Origin of the sequence: Klebsiella sp. PL-2018, assembly GCF_019048985.1 — a bacterium.
Lineage (GTDB): Bacteria > Pseudomonadota > Gammaproteobacteria > Enterobacterales > Enterobacteriaceae > Klebsiella > Klebsiella michiganensis.
Genome location: NZ_CP077673.1, coordinates 2,031,192 through 2,049,999, shown reverse-complemented (window position 1 = coordinate 2,049,999; position 18,808 = coordinate 2,031,192). Strand labels below are relative to the sequence as shown.

Sequence of the window (18,808 nt, the reverse complement as noted above, 5' to 3'; positions counted from 1 at the left end):
ATTAAATGCATAAACCTTTTGATTCATTGCTATTAAGTTCACAAAAACACTCACAATAAGAAATAAATAGTTCTTTTTTCTATGTTCTTTTAGATACCTGATGAATAACATAATAACCTCCATATTGAAAATATGGAAATTATTTAACATCTATCATTAATAAGTCAAGGCAGTCTACAGGAATTTATTCACTTGCCTGAGTCGCTCTTGTCGCATTTGTTTTTAAATTATTCAGCATTTGCTTATCAACCGGTTGCAGTTGTTGTCCTAACAGAGCCGCAAGCAAAATATTTGTGTCTTCTGTTCTTTCGATATGAAGCATTTGTAATCTTAAATGAAGTGCCTGCATTCTTGCCTGCTCATGCGCAGTTTCTTTTTCATCAGCACTACTGATTTTTACCTGCCAAGCGTCAGCACCTGTTGTATCTGCATAGCGTGAATAGATCTCATATCTTAACATTTCCCACTCTGAAGGATTATCCGGGAATGTTGTGCCGGGAAATAAGGTCGCATACTTGTTTTTTACGGAAGCATCTGACCAAGCAAGGTTTGCTCCCTGCGTAGAGCCCAATGTGGATCCTATTTTGGCCCCTCTGGAGTTCACTGATATATTACTTGCTTTTTTCATTGCCAGTACGGAATCAATGGCGTTTGTTCCAGCAGTGCTTCTGGAGACAAAGCTCGAAAAGGCCGATAAATATTCTCGACCTTCATTTGTGTCTTCTAATCCTTTGTTCTTCAATGGTTCAACGGGCAAGTTCCCTATAAGATTTCTTTTTGCCGCTTCAGCAACTTCAATCTGCTCAACAGAATAGGACTGATTCGAAACCTTATTAGACAATGCATCGGATTTAGATAATGGTGGTGTAATCAGGCTTGATGCCGACTTATCTTTATCAGGATACTGACCTATAGTATTGCACCCACCTCTGTTATATTTCACATCATCTTCGGAGCAAACATTTATTGATACTCTGCCCATGATGTTTTTCTTGGCCTCATTTATTCTGGTATTTGCTTGTGTAAACATCTTAACGCTGTTTTCAGATAAAGCCTCTTTAGCTGAGCTTGTATTCGATCCTGCTGCACCACGACCACCTGCGCTCGTGACTTCTTCACAGGCGTTGGCATCAGGTATTCTGTTTAAGATATTTTTCATGCGCTGTTCTTGGATTGCCTGACTGGCATTACTGACAACCGCATTCTTCTGATTCTCACTGGCTGTTATGGTTGCTTGTGCCAGCTTGTCGTTCATGGTAATGACTCCAACTTACTGATAGTGTTTTATGTTCAGATAATGCCCGATGACTTTGTCATGCAGCTCCACCGATTTTGAGAACGACAGTGACTTCCTGCCCAGCCTTGCCAGATGCTGCCTCAGATTCAGGTTATGCCGCTCAATGCGCTGCGTATATCGCTTGCTGATAACGTGCAGTTCTCCCTTCAGGCGTGATTCATAAAGCGGCCAGCCATCCGTCATCCATACCACGACCTCAAAGGCCGACAGCAGGCCAAGAAGACGCTCCAGCGTGGCCAACGTGCGTTCACCGAATACGTGCGCCACAACCGTCCTCCGTATCCTGTCATACGCGTAAAACAACCAGCGCTGGCGTGATTTAGCGCCGACGTAACCCCACTGTTCGTCCATTTCCGCGCAAACAATGACGTCACTGCCCGGTTGTATGCGTGAGTTTACCGACTGCGGCCTGAGTTTTTTAAGTGTCGTAAAATCGTGTTGAGGCCAACGCCCATAATGCGTGCACTGGCGCGACATCCGACGCCATTCATGGCCATATCAATAATTTTCTGGTGTGTACCGGGCTGAGAGGCGGTGTAAGTGAACTGTAGCTGCCATGTTTTACGGCAGTGAGAGCAGAGATAGCGCTGATGTCCGGCAGTGCTTTTACCGTTACGCACCACGCCTTCAGTAGCTGAACAGGAGGGACAGCTGATAGAAACAGAAGCCACTGGAGCACCTCAAAAACACCATCATACACTAAATCAGTAAGTTGGCACCATTACCCGCCAAGCAGGTTCACGCCTGTCAGCTGGGTAATCGTACCGTTTACCCCGTCGAGATTGTCATGGTTCTCAGAGATCAGCGCGGTATTGGTATCCGCATTGGCCTGCGGGATATCCGAGTCGCTGTCAGAGTCGGCATCGCTGTCCGAATCCGAGTCACTGTCAGCGTCAGAATCACTGTCGGAGTCGGAATCACTGTCAGAGTCCGAATCGCTATCTGAATCCGAGTCGCTGTCAGAATCCGAGTCGCTGTCGGAGTCCGAGTCACTGTCGGAGTCCGAGTCACTGTCAGAGTCCGAGTCACTGTCGGAGTCCGAGTCGCTGTCACTATCCGAATCGCTGTCTGAATCGGAGTCACTGTCAGAGTCGGAGTCGCTGTCAGAATCCGAGTCGCTGTCTGAATCCGAATCGCTGTCAGAATCCGAATCGCTGTCGGAATCGGAGTCGCTGTCAGAGTCGCTGTCAGAATCGGAGTCACTGTCGGAGTCCGAGTCGCTGTCAGAATCCGAGTCACTGTCGGAGTCCGAGTCACTGTCAGAGTCAGAGTCAGAGTCAGAGTCGCTGTCCGAGTCCGAATCGCTGTCGGAATCGCTGTCGGAATCGGCATCGCTGTCGGAATCCGAGTTGTAGTGGCACACTGAATTTGGCCACCTGAGTAGAGGTGATATGCTCACCTCAACATCTTACAGGTGAACCAATGAGCAAAATATTTACTGCTGAATTTAAAGCCGAAGCGGCAAAACTGGTTCTTGATCAGAACTACACTCACGGTGAAGCGGCTAAAGCGATGAACGTCAGCCTCTCCGCCATCAACCGCTGGGTTAAATCGTTACGTATGGAGCGCCAGGGGAAAACGCCCCCGGGGCTGCCTCTGACGCCTGAGCAGACGGAACTCAGGGAAATGAGAAAACAAATACAACGCCTTGAAATGGAAAATGAAATCCTAAAAAAGGCTACCGCGCTCTTGATGTCGGACTCCCTGAAAAGTTCACGATAATCGACAGTCTGAGGGCGCACTACCCGGTAGCGCCATTGTGCCGGCTGTTCGGTGTTCACCGAAGCAGTTATCGTTACATTCGTAAAAATGGCAGGGATTCTGACGCTGAGCGGGCCGTCAAACGGAGTCTCGTCAGTGAAGTCTGGAATGCCAGTGGTGGCTCTGCTGGCGCGAGAAGTATCGCCACGATGGTCAGCGGCCGGGGCGTCAGACTCGGGCGATGGCTTGCAGGTAAGCTGATGAAAGAGCTGGATATCGCCAGTTGTCAGGCCCCGGCGCATAAATACAAACGCGGCGGGAACGAACACGTTGAAATACCTAACCATCTCGACCGGCAGTTCGCGGTAACAGCGCCGGATCAGATCTGGTGCGGCGATGTGACCTATATCTGGACGGGAAAATGCTGGGCTTATCTGGCCGCCGTGCTGGATCTGTTCGCCCGTAAACCTGTGGGCTGGGCGATGTCGACGTCGCCGGACTCGGCCCTCACGGTCAAAGCGTTGCAGATGGCCTGGGAGCATCGGGGGAAGCCAACAGGAGTGATGTTCCACAGTGACCAGGGCAGTCACTATACCAGCCGCCAGTACCGGCAGGCTCTGTGGCGCTGTCGAATAAAGCAGAGCATGAGTCGACGCGGTAACTGCTGGGATAATGCCCCTATGGAACGGTTCTTCCGGAGCCTGAAGACCGAATGGGTGCCGACGAAGGGCTATAACAGCTTCAAAGAAGCTCAGAGCGCGATAATCCGCTACATCACGGGCTATTACAGTGCCATCCGGCCCCACTGGTATAACGGTGGGTTAACGCCAAATGAATCAGAGCGGCTGTTCCACGAACAGTCAGGTCGTGTGGCCAAAATTAGTTGACCACTACAAGTCGCTGTCGGAGTCGGAGTCGCTGTCGGAGTCGGAGTCGCTGTCTGAATCCGAATCACTGTCACTATCCGAATCACTGTCGGAGTCCGAATCGCTGTCCGAATCCGAGTCACTATCCGAGTCCGAGTCGCTGTCGGAGTCGGAATCGGAGTCGCTGTCGGAGTCCGAATCGCTGTCAGAGTCGGAGTCACTATCGGAGTCCGAATCGCTGTCCGAATCCGAGTCACTATCCGAGTCCGAGTCGCTGTCAGAATCGGAGTCGCTGTCAGAGTCCGAATCGCTGTCCGAATCCGAGTCACTGTCGGAGTCAGAATCGCTGTCAGAGTCCGAATCGCTGTCGGAATCGGAGTCACTGTCGGAATCCGAATCGCTGTCAGAGTCTGAGTCACTGTCGGAGTCGGAATCGCTGTCGGAGTCCGAGTCGCTGTCGGAATCCGAGTCACTGTCAGAATCCGAATCGCTGTCAGAATCCGAATCACTGTCAGAGTCAGCATCGCTGTCCGAATCAGAATCGCTGTCGGAGTCGCTGTCTGAATCCGAGTCACTGTCAGAGTCGGAGTCGCTGTCTGAGTCCGAATCGCTGTCGGAGTCCGAGTCGCTGTCCGAATCCGAATCGCTGTCGGAGTCAGAGTCGCTGTCAGAGTCCGAATCGCTGTCTGAATCGGAGTCGCTGTCAGAGTCCGAATCGCTGTCTGAATCCGAGTCGCTGTCGGAGTCGGAATCGCTGTCGGAGTCCGAGTCGCTGTCCGAATCCGAGTCGCTGTCAGAGTCCGAATCGCTGTCTGAATCCGAATCACTGTCGGAGTCAGAGTCGCTGTCACTATCCGAGTCGCTGTCAGAGTCCGAATCGCTGTCCGAATCCGAGTCACTGTCGGAGTCAGAATCGCTGTCAGAGTCACTGTCGGAGTCCGAATCGCTGTCGGAGTCCGAATCACTGTCAGAGTCCGAATCGCTGTCGGAATCGGAGTCACTGTCGGAATCCGAATCGCTGTCAGAGTCTGAGTCACTGTCGGAGTCGGAATCGCTGTCGGAGTCCGAGTCGCTGTCGGAATCCGAGTCGCTGTCCGAGTCTGAGTCGGAGTCGGAATCGCTGTCGGAATCCGAGTCGCTGTCAGAGTCCGAGTCGCTGTCCGAATCGGAATCACTGTCAGAATCCGAATCGCTGTCGGAATCGGAATCACTGTCGGAGTCCGAATCACTGTCGGAGTCCGAATCACTGTCGGAGTCCGAATCGCTGTCGGAATCCGAATCGCTGTCAGAGTCGGAATCGCTGTCGGAGTCCGAGTCGCTGTCAGAATCCGAATCACTGTCGGAATCGGCATCGCTGTCAGAGTCCGAATCGCTGTCCGAATCCGAATCACTGTCAGAGTCGGAATCGCTGTCGGAATCCGAGTCGCTGCCCGAGTCGGAGTCGCTGTCTGAATCCGAATCACTGTCACTATCCGAATCACTGTCGGAGTCCGAGTCGCTGTCCGAATCCGAGTTGTAGTGGTCAACTAATTTTGGCCACACGACCTGACTGTTCGTGGAACAGCCGCTCTGATTCATTTGGCGTTAACCCACCGTTATACCAGTGGGGCCGGATGGCACTGTAATAGCCCGTGATGTAGCGGATTATCGCGCTCTGAGCTTCTTTGAAGCTGTTATAGCCCTTCGTCGGCACCCATTCGGTCTTCAGGCTCCGGAAGAACCGTTCCATAGGGGCATTATCCCAGCAGTTACCGCGTCGACTCATGCTCTGCTTTATTCGACAGCGCCACAGAGCCTGCCGGTACTGGCGGCTGGTATAGTGACTGCCCTGGTCACTGTGGAACATCACTCCTGTTGGCTTCCCCCGATGCTCCCAGGCCATCTGCAACGCTTTGACCGTGAGGGCCGAGTCCGGCGACGTCGACATCGCCCAGCCCACAGGTTTACGGGCGAACAGATCCAGCACGGCGGCCAGATAAGCCCAGCATTTTCCCGTCCAGATATAGGTCACATCGCCGCACCAGATCTGATCCGGCGCTGTTACCGCGAACTGCCGGTCGAGATGGTTAGGTATTTCAACGTGTTCGTTCCCGCCGCGTTTGTATTTATGCGCCGGGGCCTGACAACTGGCGATATCCAGCTCTTTCATCAGCTTACCTGCAAGCCATCGCCCGAGTCTGACGCCCCGGCCGCTGACCATCGTGGCGATACTTCTCGCGCCAGCAGAGCCACCACTGGCATTCCAGACTTCACTGACGAGACTCCGTTTGACGGCCCGCTCAGCGTCAGAATCCCTGCCATTTTTACGAATGTAACGATAACTGCTTCGGTGAACACCGAACAGCCGGCACAATGGCGCTACCGGGTAGTGCGCCCTCAGACTGTCGATTATCGTGAACTTTTCAGGGAGTCCGACATCAAGAGCGCGGTAGCCTTTTTTAGGATTTCATTTTCCATTTCAAGGCGTTGTATTTGTTTTCTCATTTCCCTGAGTTCCGTCTGCTCAGGCGTCAGAGGCAGCCCCGGGGGCGTTTTCCCCTGGCGCTCCATACGTAACGATTTAACCCAGCGGTTGATGGCGGAGAGGCTGACGTTCATCGCTTTAGCCGCTTCACCGTGAGTGTAGTTCTGATCAAGAACCAGTTTTGCCGCTTCGGCTTTAAATTCAGCAGTAAATATTTTGCTCATTGGTTCACCTGTAAGATGTTGAGGTGAGCATATCACCTCTACTCAGGTGGCCAAATTCAGTGTGCCACTACAAGTCACTATCCGAGTCCGAGTCGCTGTCAGAATCGGAATCGCTGTCGGAGTCCGAATCACTGTCAGAGTCGGAGTCCGAATCGCTGTCGGAGTCCGAGTCGCTGTCGGAATCCGAATCGCTGTCAGAGTCAGAATCGCTGTCGGAGTCAGCATCGCTGTCGGAATCGGAGTCGCTGTCTGAATCCGAATCACTGTCACTATCCGAATCACTGTCGGAGTCGGAATCGCTGTCGGAGTCGGAATCGCTGTCCGAGTCCGAATCACTGTCAGAGTCGGAATCGCTGTCCGAGTCAGAATCGCTGTCAGAATCCGAGTCACTGTCGGAATCCGAATCGCTGTCAGAGTCTGAGTCACTGTCGGAGTCAGAATCGCTGTCTGAATCCGAGTCACTGTCGGAGTCAGAATCGCTGTCGGAATCCGAATCACTGTCAGAATCCGAGTCGCTGTCGGAGTCAGAATCACTGTCAGAGTCCGAGTCGCTGTCGGAGTCCGAGTCGCTGTCAGAGTCCGAATCGCTGTCCGAATCCGAATCACTGTCAGAGTCGGAATCGCTGTCGGAGTCGCTGTCAGAGTCCGAGTCGCTGTCGGAGTCCGAATCACTGTCAGAGTCCGAGTCGCTGTCAGAGTCGGAATCGCTGTCGGAATCGGAGTCACTGTCAGAATCGGAATCGCTGTCAGAATCCGAGTCGCTGTCGGAATCCGAGTCGCTGTCGGAGTCCGAGTCGCTGTCGGAATCCGAATCGCTGTCAGAGTCAGAATCGCTGTCGGAATCCGAGTCGCTGTCGGAGTCCGAATCACTGTCAGAGTCGGAGTCGCTGTCAGAGTCGGAGTCGCTGTCCGAATCAGAATCGCTGTCGGAATCGGAGTCACTGTCAGAATCCGAATCGCTGTCGGAATCGGCATCGCTGTCAGAGTCCGAATCGCTGTCAGAATCCGAGTCGCTGTCAGAGTCCGAATCGCTGTCCGAATCCGAATCACTGTCCGAATCCGAATCACTGTCAGAGTCGGAATCGCTGTCGGAGTCGCTGTCAGAGTCCGAGTCGCTGTCGGAGTCCGAATCACTGTCAGAGTCCGAGTCGCTGTCAGAGTCGGAATCGCTGTCGGAATCGGAGTCACTGTCAGAATCGGAATCGCTGTCAGAATCCGAGTCGCTGTCAGAATCCGAGTCGCTGTCAGAGTCGGAATCGCTGTCAGAGTCGGAGTCACTGTCAGAATCGGAATCGCTGTCGGAATCAGAGTCGCTGTCAGAGTCAGAGTCAGAGTCAGAGTCAGAGTCAGAGTCAGAGTCAGAGTCGCTGTCGGAGTCCGAATCACTGTCGGAGTCAGCATCGCTGTCGGAATCGGAGTCGCTGTCTGAATCCGAATCACTGTCACTATCCGAATCACTGTCGGAGTCGGAATCGCTGTCGGAGTCGGAATCGCTGTCCGAGTCCGAATCACTGTCAGAGTCGGAATCGCTGTCCGAGTCAGAATCGCTGTCAGAATCCGAGTCACTGTCGGAATCCGAATCGCTGTCAGAGTCTGAGTCACTGTCGGAGTCAGAATCGCTGTCTGAATCCGAGTCACTGTCGGAGTCAGAATCGCTGTCGGAATCCGAATCACTGTCAGAATCCGAGTCGCTGTCGGAGTCAGAATCACTGTCAGAGTCCGAGTCGCTGTCGGAGTCCGAGTCGCTGTCAGAGTCCGAATCGCTGTCCGAATCCGAATCACTGTCAGAGTCGGAGTCCGAATCGCTGTCAGAGTCAGAGTCGCTGTCGGAATCGGAGTCGCTGTCAGAGTCAGCATCGCTGTCCGAGTCGGAATCACTGTCGGAGTCCGAATCGCTGTCTGAATCGGCATCGCTGTCGGAGTCCGAATCGCTGTCTGAATCGGCATCGCTGTCGGAATCGGAGTCGCTGTCAGAGTCCGAATCGCTGTCTGAATCGGAGTCACTGTCAGAATCCGAGTCACTGTCAGAATCCGAGTCACTGTCAGAATCCGAATCGCTGTCAGAGTCAGAATCGCTGTCAGAGTCGGAGTCGCTGTCAGAATCCGAGTCACTGTCGGAGTCCGAGTCACTATCGGAGTCCGAATCACTGTCGGAGTCCGAGTCAGAATCGCTGTCCGAGTCAGAATCGCTGTCCGAGTCAGAATCGCTGTCTGAATCCGAGTCGCTGTCGGAGTCGGAATCGCTATCTGAATCCGAGTCGCTGTCAGAGTCGGAGTCGCTGTCGGAATCCGAGTCGCTGTCAGAGTCCGAGTCGCTGTCAGAGTCCGAATCGCTGTCGGAATCCGAGTCGCTGTCAGAGTCCGAATCGCTGTCTGAATCCGAGTCACTGTCGGAGTCGGAGTCCGAATCGCTGTCAGAATCTGAGTCGCTGTCGGAATCCGAGTCGGAGTCACTGTCAGAGTCGGAGTCACTGTCTGAATCCGAGTCGCTGTCGGAGTCGGTGTCATCGCTAAGATCGACAGTTAATATAAATATCGGGGATCGTTCGCTGACGTTGCCGGCCAGATCGGTCACCGTGGTGCTCAGGCTATGGGCTCCTTCAGCCAGGGCGTCAGGAGTAAAGCTCCAGCGTCCGTCCTCGTCCGCAATCGCGGTGCCCAGTACGGTATCACCGTCATAAATTGTGATCGTGGCGCCCGCTTCCGCCGTACCGCTCAAGGTTGGTGTATCATCATCCGTCACGCTACCGCTGTTCAGTGTACCCGTGTCTTCTCCTGCATTATCAGTTACCTGCAGATCGCCAACCGGGTTCACTATAGTGTCTACCGTCAGTTCAAACGCCGGCGAACGTTCGCTGACGTTCCCGGCTTTGTCCGTTACCGTAGTGCTCAGGCTGTGGGCGCCTTCCTCCAGACTAGCTGGCGTGAAGCTCCAGCGTCCATCCTCGCCGGCAACCACTGTGCCCAGCACGGTGTCGCCGTCATAGATCGTCACCGTGGATCCCGCTTCCGCCGTGCCGTTCAGGGTGGGCGTCGCATCGTTGGTCAGATCCCCGCTCTGCAGCTGGCCGGTGTGCTCTGCAACATTGTCGGTTACCTGCGGAATGCTGGCTGCCGGCGCAGTGGTATCGATGGTCAGTTCAAACGCCGGCGAACGTTCGCTGACGTTGCCGGCTTTGTCCGTCACCGTCGCGCTCAGGCTGTGGGAACCCTCGCTCAGCTCCGGTAACGTGAAGCTCCAGTTGCCATTTTCATCCGCGACGACAGAACCCAGTTTGGTATCGCCGTCATAAATCGTTATCGTTGCCCCAGCCTCTGCTGTCCCTTTAATCTCCGGGGTCGTATCGTCAGTGACATCACCAGAATGCAGCACACCGGTGATGGGGCCCACATTGTCAATGACCGCTATGTTCTGTGCCGCGGTAGGTAGCTCGGTATCAGTATCGGAGTCACTGTCAGCATCAGAATCACTATCCGCGTCGCTGTCAGCATCCGAATCACTATCTGAATCCGAGTCGGAATCACTGTCAGAATCGGAATCACTATCTGAATCAGAATCACTGTCTGAATCAGAGTCGCTATCGCTGTCAGCATCCGTATCACTGTCGGAGTCTGAATCACTGTCAGCATCAGAATCGCTTTCAGAAACCGAAGAGTGGTGGTCTTTGTTTGAGGTGCCGGCGAACATTGCCGCAATACCCAGCAAAGCCGCGCCAGCCATAACCCAACCGGCAATACTTTGTCCCGCGCCACCGGTCGCGATGACTTCTGAAAGATCGCTAATCAGCGAATAGTGTGCCCCATCGGTACCCGCACCTTCTAGCCACCATAGCGCGCCGGTCTCATCATCCATAAGAACCAAATCACTGTGCTGTCCATGCTCATCCACAACGAAAAAGTTTTTAATTGTAACGGTGTCACCGTTTTGGAGTTTTAGAACAAGATCATTACCTTGTCGGGTATATGAACGAATATCCTCACGCTTAACGTGGAGGAGGACCACTGACTGCGTATTGAGATTAACTTGATTGCCATCGACGGTGTATTCAGCACCAGTTTCTTTCACTGTCACATTTATATTTTTCATCAGGTTGCACCCTTGAGATGAAGACGCAGTCAGAGGTATGAGATAATTCTTAATTATGCATCTTATTAGATATACCACTTAACGGAGTCCCGCAAGGTGAAAGCAAAATAATCTAATTACATTCTGTAATAAATTAAATTACTTAAATTACAACAACTTAAAATAATAAACTTACATTTTGAGATGTTAATATAGACCATAAGAAAAATGATTGCTCACGGTTATTACAATGAAGATAAAATCATGGATAATACATTTCTTATATCACCAAACCTCCATTTTAACGCTACGCCAAAAATATCTGTGATATTAGTCATATAAATGACATGAGAAAAAACAATTATTTTTTTAAACTTTAAAATATTTTATAAGGATTCCCCATATATTTTCTATGGTTTATTTATAAGAAATAAATTATCCTCGCAAGGAAATTTTAAGTAATAAGGGAGATAAAACCTGGACGATGCCTGTTAAATCCACAAAGACAATGGGTTTTATTTTAAAATAAAGAAACGTTTCGATGTAATTTTAATTAAAATATTGACCATTAATAACTTAATCAATATTGATAATAAAAAACCCCGCCAGGCGGGGTTTTAGGTTTAACGGGCTAATCCTAATCGCGGGATCTCTATCGCCGGACAGCGATCCATCACCACGTTTAGACCGGCGTCTCGGGCGAGAACAGCCGCCTGTTCATTGATTACCCCCAGCTGTAGCCATAGCGTTTTCGCACCGATAGCCACTGCCTCCTGGGCGACGCCCCAGGCCGCTTCTGAGTTACGGAAAACATCGACCATATCCACTTTTTCCGGCACGTCAGCAAGCGTGGCATACCCTTTTTGCCCCAGCAGCGTGGTACCCGCAACCTTAGGGGAAACGGGAATGACGTGATATCCCTGCTCCAGAAGATACTTCATCACCCGATAGCTTGGGCGGTCAGGTTTGTCACTTGCCCCCACCAGGGCGATAGTCCGTGTCGAGGTCAAAATACCTGCGATATCGTTTTCTTTCATCATCATCCTCCTGCTATTTAGCCCAAGTGTATGCTAATCCGGATGAACCCGCATGAGTCCTGACCTGCAGATGCGTCAAATTTTTTCATCCCGACGCTTGCAGCAACAGTCACTTCCAGTAATCTGTCTACAGGCCAAAATGTGGAATGAAATGATGGAACTAACAACACGTACCTTGCCAGCACGCAAGCATATTGCGCTGGTTGCTCACGATCACTGTAAAGATATGCTGATGAAGTGGGTCGAGCGCCACCAGCCATTGCTGGCGCAACACACGCTCTCGGCGACAGGAACGACCGGAAATCTGGTGTCACGCGCAACCGGGCTGGAGGTGCATGCGATGCTGAGTGGTCCCATGGGCGGCGACCAGCAGGTGGGTGCGCTGATTTCAGAAGGTAAAATCGATGTATTGATTTTTTTCTGGGATCCGCTAAATGCCGTGCCACACGACCCGGATGTTAAAGCGTTATTACGTTTGGCGACGGTATGGAATATTCCCGTCGCCACCAATGTCTCAACCGCCGACTTTATTATCCAGTCCCCGCACTTCAGCGACCCCGTTGATATCCTGATCCCTGATTATCAGCGCTACCTTGCAGAGCGTCTGAAATAAGCCCCGCTGGCGGCCACGCCGCCAGCCATCATGGCTTTCTTGCTACCGGCACATCCAGCGCCTCTAGCATTTCAACAAACGGCGAAGGTTGCTCTTTATTAAACAACAGCCATACGCGCAGGCGGGCGCGGGTGATGGCGACATACAGCAAACGCCTCTCTTCGGCATCGGGAAAATCCTCCGGCTGCGGTAAGAGCGCCTGCTCCATAATCGACTCACGCGCCGGTGCAGGAAACGCATCATCCCCCTCCTGAAGGCCAAGAATTATGACGTAATCAGCTTGTTGTCCTTTGCTGGCATGAATAGTCATAAAATCGAGCTGCAGATGCGGCCAGCGCGTGGCGGCTTTCTCCAGCGCCGCCGGCTTCAAATGATGATAGCGCGCTAGCAATAAAATCCGCTGCTCTCGTTTGACATAGCCGCTCATTTTATCAAGCAGATCGTCGAGTTTGTCCTCCGCCAATAACGTCACCGCTTTTTTGTCCCCTGCGACCAGGCTGTTTAGTGGTTTCGTTAACTGGTGCGGATTTTGCTGGATAAACCCGTTGGCTATCTCGCCTATCCGGCTATTAAATCGGTACGTCGTATCCAGCGCACAGCAATCCCCTTCGCCAAAATAGTGATTAAAGGCCGTTGTTAAAGAGAGCTGAGCACCGCTGAAACGGTAGATGGCCTGCCAGTCATCGCCAACGGCAAACAGCGTCGTCTGCGTGTTTTGCCGACGTAACGCGGCGAGTAGGGATGCCCGCTGCGGGGAGATATCCTGAAACTCATCCACCAGAATATGCTTCCACGGGCTGACGAACCGCCCTTTATCCAGAATATTGATCGCCTGATGAATCAGGCCGGAGAAATCGACGGCGTTTTCATCTTTTAACGCCGTTTTCCACGCTTTTAGCAGAGGGGCCATCAGCTTAACGCGCTTGCCAAAAAGGTCGCGTACCTCTTCAGGGGCCCCGGCAATCATCTCAGCCTGCGAGCCGCCATGCATACGCATCAAGCTAACCCAGCGGTCAAGGCGGCTGGCAACACGACGCTGCAGCTTTTTGTCCTGCCAGAAATCCCCTTCAGGGATCTGCCACCCCATTTCCTCCTCCAGCCACAATCGCCAGCCTTTCGCCTGCGCTTTTTTCTCCTGGCACTGCTGCTGCCAGCTCTGTACTAAAAGTTTTTGCCGTGCAGCGCTGTCGCTCTCCAGCTTGCTGATCGTCGGGGCTGTTTTACTGCCCTGCTGGATAATGTGCAGGGCAAGGGAGTGAAAAGTACGCGCAGAGATCTCTTCAGTGCCCAGGCGCTCGCGGATGCGCTCATCCATCTCCTGCGCGGCTTGCCGACCAAACGCCAGTAGCAGAATTTGCTCAGCCGCCGCCTCGCCACGGGTCAATAACCAGCCTGCGCGCGCCACTAACACGGAAGTTTTACCGCTTCCGGCACCCGCCAGAACTAATAACGAACGCTCGCCGTTTACGACTGCGCGTGCCTGAGCCGGATTCAACGGCGATGATTCCACTGCGGCAAAAAATCCGCGGTATTGCTCCAGCATGGATTCCGTAAAAGTTTGGTTATGCTCGAGCCTGGCTTTTTCCGTATTACTCAACCAACTCTGGCATTGCCGCCATAGCTCGCGGCAGTTATCAAAAGCATCAAGACGGACTGTCGGCACTGGTAATCCGCTCAGCGCATGGCGTATTTTGCGCTGAATATCGCTTACCTGCTGACGCGTCAACCATTTACCTTCCGCGCTGGAACGCGCCACTTCCGCCAGCTGCTGGCGAAGTACATCAGCGGCAATATCGCTCATTTCCGCGCTCCACTGCTGCCAGAGCGTGTTCAGATGATGGTAAAAGCGCTGGGTTTCACTCCATTCGGTACCGTGCAAACGCACAACTTTCTCGCCCGGTAGGGTAAACTCCAGCTCCCCCCAAACCAGCCCACGCTTGCAATGAATTGATAATAACTGATTGAAAGGTATAAGATATTCATGGCTATCACCGGAAACCTTTACTCCGGCATTAAGAAGTTGCACCCTGTCATAAGGATGCTGAGCCATACGCTTGCCCAATGTTGTCGCTCTAAGTTCCATATAATGTCGAATTTCAATCAGGTTGGATGTTTTTAAGTTTAACCGCCAGCGACCGGGTGCTCCAGCGTAAAAAACGCTACAATGGCCGTGCCTTATTATCCACCGTATTAAGCAGAGGGTTTATGCGTACCGTTCTGAATATTTTAAACTTTATCCTTGGCGGATTCGCCACCACGCTCGGCTGGCTTCTGGCGACGCTGGTCAGCATTGTGCTGATCTTTACCCTGCCTCTCACCCGCTCCTGCTGGGAGATAACAAAACTCTCTCTTTTTCCCTATGGGAATGAGGCCGTTCATGTCGACGAACTCGATCCTCAGGGAAAGAATAGCCTGCTAAACGCGGGTGGGACACTATTGAATATTTTATGGTTTATTTTCTTTGGCTGGTGGCTGTGCCTGATGCATATCTTTTGTGGTATCGCCCAATGCCTGACTATCATTGGCATCCCGGTTGGTATCGCCAATTTTAAAATCGCCGCTATTGCTTTATGGCCAGTAGGCCGACGAGTCGTCTCCGTCGAGACCGCTCGCGCCGCGCGTGAAGCCAATGCGCGTCGCCGCTTTCAGTAATTGAATGGAATAGAGAAATGCTCACCCCCCTGCTACGCCGCTATACATGGAACAGTGCCTGGTTATATAACATCAGGATATTTATCGCACTCTGCGGCACGACCGCATTTCCCTGGTGGCTTGGCGAAGTAAAACTCACGATTCCTCTAACACTCGGGGTGGTGGCAGCGGCGCTGACCGACCTTGATGACCGCCTGACAGGACGTCTGCGTAATCTGGCCATTACCCTCGTGTGCTTTTTTATTGCTTCAGCCTCAGTGGAACTCCTTTTTCCCTGGCCGTGGTTATTTGCGGCGGGATTAACCGTTTCAACAATCGGTTTTATTTTGCTCGGCGGCCTGGGCCAACGCTATGCTACCATCGCCTTTGGTGCTTTGTTAATCGCCATCTATACCATGCTGGGCGTTACGCTTTACAGCCACTGGTATCTTCAGCCGCTGTTTTTGCTGGCTGGCGCGGTGTGGTACAACTTACTTACCCTCTCCGGACATCTGATTTTCCCTATCCGTCCTCTTCAGGACAATCTGGCACGCAGCTACGAGCAGTTAGCTCACTATCTGGAGCTTAAATCACGCCTGTTCGATCCGGATATTGAAGATGAAAGCCAGGCTCCGCTGTATGACCTGGCGATAGCCAATGGCCAGCTTGTGGCCACGCTGAATCAGACGAAAGTTTCCCTGCTGACTCGCCTGCGCGGCGATCGCGGGCAGCGCGGAACGCGTCGCACTTTGCAGTATTACTTCGTGGCGCAGGACATCCACGAACGCGCAAGCTCATCGCATATTCAATACCAAACGCTGCGCGATCATTTTCGCTACAGTGACGTGATGTTCCGCTTCCAGCGTATGCTGTCAATGCAGGCGCAGGCCTGCCAGAAACTGTCTCGTGCCATCCTGCTACGCGAACCCTACCTTCATGACACTCACTTTGAGCGCGCTTTTATGCATCTTGACGCCGCGCTCGATCGCGTAAAAGCCAGCGGCGCACCGGCAGAACAGATAAAGGCGTTGGGATTTTTGCTTAATAACTTACGCGCCATTGACGCCCAGCTGGCGACAATTGAATCCGTCCAGACGACTGTCCAGTCCAGTAACAATACGGAACACCTGTTAGCCGACGACCAACCTGGCAGTTTCAGCGATATCTGGCTGCGCCTGCGCAGTAATATGACCCCAGAGTCAGCTCTGTTTCGCCATGCGGTTCGAATGTCATTAGTCCTGTGCGCAGGTTATGCATTTATCCAGTTAACCGGACTGAACCACGGTTACTGGATATTGCTGACCAGCCTGTTCGTATGCCAGCCAAACTACAACGCCACTCGTCACCGGCTGGCGTTAAGGATAATAGGTACGCTCATCGGCGTAGCGATTGGCCTGCCGGTGCTGCTTCTCGTCCCTTCCGTCGAAGGCCAGCTGCTTTTAATTGTCCTGACCGGCGTGCTGTTCTTCGCGTTCCGTAATGTACAGTACGCCCATGCGACCATGTTCATTACCCTCCTGGTTTTGCTGTGCTTTAACCTCCTGGGGGAAGGTTTTGAAGTCGCCCTACCGCGTATATTTGATACGCTGATCGGCTGCGCTATCGCCTGGGCCGCAGTCAGCTTTATTTGGCCAGACTGGAAATTCCGCAACCTGCCCCGAGTACTTGAACAAGCAATCAATGCCAACTGCCGATATTTAGATGCCATACTCGAGCAATATCATCAGGGGCGTGACAACCGTCTTGCCTATCGTATTGCGCGAAGAGCGGCGCACAGCAGGGACAGTGAGCTGGCATCCGTTGTATCAAACTTATCAACGGAACCCAGAGCGGGCTCGCAAATGCGGGAAACCGCTTTTCGGTTGTTATGCCTGAACCACACTTTTACCAGCTATATCTCCGCCCTGGGCGCACACAGGGAAAAGCTGACAACGCCAGATATTCTGGCGCTGCTGGACGATGCCGTTTGTTATGTTGATGACGCGCTGCACCACTCACCGGCCGATGAACAGCGGGTACAGCAAGCTTTAACAAGCCTGCAAACCCGGATACAGCATCTTGAACCTCGTGCCGATAGCAAAGAGCCGTTAGTGCTTCAACAAATCGGGCTGCTACTGGCGCTGCTGCCAGAGATTTGCCGGCTACAGCGACAGGTTGAGATTCAACCTGAATAGCTCTCACTCTCCCGCATCTGTTCCGTTGCCCACTTCTCAAGCTCCTGACGCTGCTGCGTCGGGAGCGTGGCAGCATGAACGCCTTCAATGGCACCCTGTAAGGAATAAAGAATATTCACCGTTAGCGCTTTATTTATTTTTCGTAACCTCAACCAGGCTTCTTTGGCCCCAAGCTTACGCAGCATTAATTCATCCGTAATGCCTGAATTAATCAACTGTAGCTCCATATGAAAACTGATATTTGGCAAATTTTTTAATCTTCCGGAATGTCGCTGCCGGTGTTTTTCATGACGCGCGCTCTGTAATGACAGCGCCGATAAATGAAAAAGCATTTTGCTATCCCGCCAAAGTTCCTCATCAATATGATAATACTTCAGCGCGACCAGACGACCATTCTTCTGCATCTTCAACAGCGGGTTTTTATGCGCCACGCGGTACTCCGAGCTCTGCTCGCAAACCCGAAGATAGATTTCCCCCTCAGCCATCATGGCAAACACGGTGTTATCTATCGCCAGGCTATAGCCACCAAATAAGGGCCGACAGCTTATTTTTCCTAATGGAGACAAACATGCCCGAAACTGATGGATCCTAAGACATATAAGTTTCTTCATGATTATTCCTTTGTTAATCATGTAAATAAGACATAAATGTGCTAACGGATCCGTTAAAAGAGAAAATAAGTGACTTCTCTTCATGCGGCAACATGAATTATCTGTTCATTTTAATAAGCGTGTTTTTTTTGCGAGCCGCTTTCAGAAAATAGTCATTTGATGAAGTTAAACGCGGGAAAGATAAAATGCTTAATTAATATTCATCACAGTAGCGAACAGAGAGCAGGGCATCCCTGTTCGCTCATAGAGCGTTAATGCCATCATTTATGAGAAGAATTTAGCCAGGAAGAAAGCGCGACAATCATGAATTCACATTGTGTACGCGCGGACATCCGATGCGACCGGTGCGGGTTCACTCCCGGCGACGTACAAATTTCATCCAGCAACAGAGAAAATAGGGTTGATCTTTCACCCTGCCGCATATACTGTATATGCATACAGTAACCCACAGGCGGGATAGACTATGTTTACATCAGCTCACGCAAATCGTTCACCACTGACTTCTACTTCAGTACGTCGTCGCTCTCATGACGCTGCCGAACAGCCAGCTAATGGGCTGATCAGTGAAATAGTCTATCGAGAAGACCAGCCCATGATGACGCAGCTGCTATTGCTTCCTTTATTACAACAGCTTGGCCAGCAATCGCGCTGGCAGCTCTGGCTGACGCCACAACAGAAGCTGAGTCGCGAATGGGTGCAGTCGTCCGGTTTGCCGCTGTCGAAGGTGATGCAGATCAGCCAGCTCTCCCCCGCTAACACTCTGGAATCCATGGTTCGCTCACTGCGCACCGGAAATTATAGCGTCGTTATTGGCTGGCTATCAGAAGAACTGAGCATTGAGGAACATGAACGCCTGGTTGCCGCTGCAGAAGAGGGTCACGCGATGGGCTTTATCATGCGTCCGGTAAGAAATACCGATCAGCCTGGCAGACAACTTTCTGGGCTAAAAATTCACTCAAACCTGTATCATTAACCGAGTTTAGGATTAATCCTGGAATTTTTTTTGCCCTGGCGCGAGATGGGCTTTCTTGAGCGGCATTTTTGTTAAAATGCTTGTCTGATGCGGCTTCGCGACTTTTTTTGCCTCGATTAAGTTCAACCGTATTTGTTAAACATAGCGTACA

The 18,808-nt window shown here is 51.9% G+C and carries 13 protein-coding genes and 1 pseudogene; 5 read left to right on the top strand and 9 right to left on the bottom strand.

Translation table 11 applies throughout. The features are described from left to right. Positions 1-184 precede the first annotated feature (184 nt). The 3 genes and pseudogenes from MKleb_RS09430 to MKleb_RS09420 all read right to left on the bottom strand — a co-directional run. Positions 185-1,264: pseudogene (locus tag MKleb_RS09430) on the bottom strand (hypothetical protein); the annotation flags it as partial. A 6-nt stretch (positions 1,265-1,270) separates the two neighbouring features. After that, a protein-coding gene (locus tag MKleb_RS09425) for an IS1 family transposase (protein WP_223274117.1) occupies positions 1,271-1,968 on the bottom strand; the annotation gives its coding sequence in 2 pieces (ribosomal slippage) (positions 1,271-1,719 and positions 1,719-1,968; 699 coding nt in all). 50 nt (positions 1,969-2,018) lie between these two features. Then, on the bottom strand, positions 2,019-2,660 hold the full coding sequence (locus MKleb_RS09420) for a hypothetical protein (RefSeq protein ID WP_217076598.1): 642 nt from the start codon (positions 2,658-2,660) through the stop codon (positions 2,019-2,021). A 59-nt stretch (positions 2,661-2,719) separates the two neighbouring features. Here MKleb_RS09420 and MKleb_RS09415 point away from each other — a divergent pair. Continuing rightward, a protein-coding gene (locus tag MKleb_RS09415) for an IS3 family transposase (protein ID WP_217076029.1) occupies positions 2,720-3,885 on the top strand; the annotation gives its coding sequence in 2 pieces (ribosomal slippage) (positions 2,720-2,975 and positions 2,975-3,885; 1,167 coding nt in all). 3 nt (positions 3,886-3,888) lie between these two features. On the opposite strand, the gene MKleb_RS09410 is transcribed toward MKleb_RS09415, so the two are convergent. The 4 genes from MKleb_RS09410 to MKleb_RS09395 form a co-directional block, all read right to left on the bottom strand. Beyond that, a complete protein-coding gene (locus MKleb_RS09410; protein WP_228740783.1) occupies positions 3,889-5,406 on the bottom strand; it encodes a hypothetical protein in 1,518 nt (505 codons plus the stop codon). Beyond that, positions 5,387-6,552 (bottom strand): IS3 family transposase gene (locus MKleb_RS09405; RefSeq protein WP_217076029.1). Its coding sequence is split into 2 segments (ribosomal slippage): positions 5,387-6,297 and positions 6,297-6,552, totalling 1,167 coding nucleotides; the frame shifts between segments, so codons are not numbered across the junction. Before MKleb_RS09405 ends, MKleb_RS09410 begins: the two co-directional genes overlap by 20 nt. A gap of 67 nt (positions 6,553-6,619) precedes the next feature. Next, positions 6,620-10,639, bottom strand: a complete 4,020-nt coding sequence (locus MKleb_RS09400) for an Ig-like domain-containing protein (RefSeq protein ID WP_228740781.1) — start codon at positions 10,637-10,639, stop codon at positions 6,620-6,622. A gap of 602 nt (positions 10,640-11,241) precedes the next feature. After that, the gene (locus tag MKleb_RS09395) at positions 11,242-11,655 is read right to left on the bottom strand and encodes a CoA-binding protein (protein WP_014228669.1); all 414 of its coding nucleotides are present in this window, start codon (positions 11,653-11,655) and stop codon (positions 11,242-11,244) included. Between the two features lie 154 nt (positions 11,656-11,809). Between MKleb_RS09395 and mgsA the strand changes: the two genes are divergently transcribed. Then, positions 11,810-12,268 carry a methylglyoxal synthase gene (gene mgsA / locus MKleb_RS09390; protein ID WP_014228668.1) on the top strand — a complete coding sequence of 153 codons (459 nt, stop codon included), beginning with the start codon at positions 11,810-11,812 and terminating at the stop codon, positions 12,266-12,268. Positions 12,269-12,296: 28 nt separating this feature from the next. On the opposite strand, the gene helD is transcribed toward mgsA, so the two are convergent. Further along, positions 12,297-14,351 carry a DNA helicase IV gene (gene helD, locus MKleb_RS09385; RefSeq protein WP_217076597.1) on the bottom strand — a complete coding sequence of 685 codons (2,055 nt, stop codon included), beginning with the start codon at positions 14,349-14,351 and terminating at the stop codon, positions 12,297-12,299. A gap of 122 nt (positions 14,352-14,473) precedes the next feature. On the opposite strand from helD, the gene MKleb_RS09380 reads away from it, so the two are divergent. Together MKleb_RS09380 and yccS are read left to right on the top strand one after the other, a co-directional pair. Further along, positions 14,474-14,920, top strand: a complete 447-nt coding sequence (locus MKleb_RS09380) for a YccF domain-containing protein (protein WP_004849527.1) — start codon at positions 14,474-14,476, stop codon at positions 14,918-14,920. Positions 14,921-14,937: 17 nt separating this feature from the next. Next, complete coding sequence (gene yccS, locus MKleb_RS09375) at positions 14,938-17,073, top strand: YccS family putative transporter (RefSeq protein ID WP_025107491.1); 2,136 nt, start codon at positions 14,938-14,940, stop codon at positions 17,071-17,073. Here yccS and MKleb_RS09370 read toward each other — a convergent pair. After that, positions 17,061-17,684 (bottom strand): TfoX/Sxy family DNA transformation protein, encoded by a 624-nt coding sequence (locus MKleb_RS09370; RefSeq protein ID WP_025107492.1) that lies wholly within the window; start codon positions 17,682-17,684, stop codon positions 17,061-17,063. The genes yccS and MKleb_RS09370 overlap by 13 nt on opposite strands. 463 nt (positions 17,685-18,147) lie before the next feature. On the opposite strand from MKleb_RS09370, the gene sulA reads away from it, so the two are divergent. Further along, complete coding sequence (gene sulA / locus MKleb_RS09365; RefSeq protein WP_025107493.1) at positions 18,148-18,657, top strand: SOS-induced cell division inhibitor SulA; 510 nt, start codon at positions 18,148-18,150, stop codon at positions 18,655-18,657. Positions 18,658-18,808 lie beyond the last annotated feature (151 nt).

Coding starts and splice junctions, on each gene's coding strand:
- mgsA (WP_014228668.1), top strand. CDS start 11,810: ATGGAACTAACAACACGTACCTTGCCAGCACGCAAGCATATTGCGCTG.
- MKleb_RS09395 (WP_014228669.1), bottom strand. CDS start 11,655: ATGAAAGAAAACGATATCGCAGGTATTTTGACCTCGACACGGACTATC.
- MKleb_RS09370 (WP_025107492.1), bottom strand. CDS start 17,684: ATGAAGAAACTTATATGTCTTAGGATCCATCAGTTTCGGGCATGTTTG.
- MKleb_RS09380 (WP_004849527.1), top strand. CDS start 14,474: ATGCGTACCGTTCTGAATATTTTAAACTTTATCCTTGGCGGATTCGCC.
- helD (WP_217076597.1), bottom strand. CDS start 14,351: ATGGAACTTAGAGCGACAACATTGGGCAAGCGTATGGCTCAGCATCCT.
- sulA (WP_025107493.1), top strand. CDS start 18,148: ATGTTTACATCAGCTCACGCAAATCGTTCACCACTGACTTCTACTTCA.
- yccS (WP_025107491.1), top strand. CDS start 14,938: ATGCTCACCCCCCTGCTACGCCGCTATACATGGAACAGTGCCTGGTTA.
- MKleb_RS09400 (WP_228740781.1), bottom strand. CDS start 10,639: ATGAAAAATATAAATGTGACAGTGAAAGAAACTGGTGCTGAATACACC.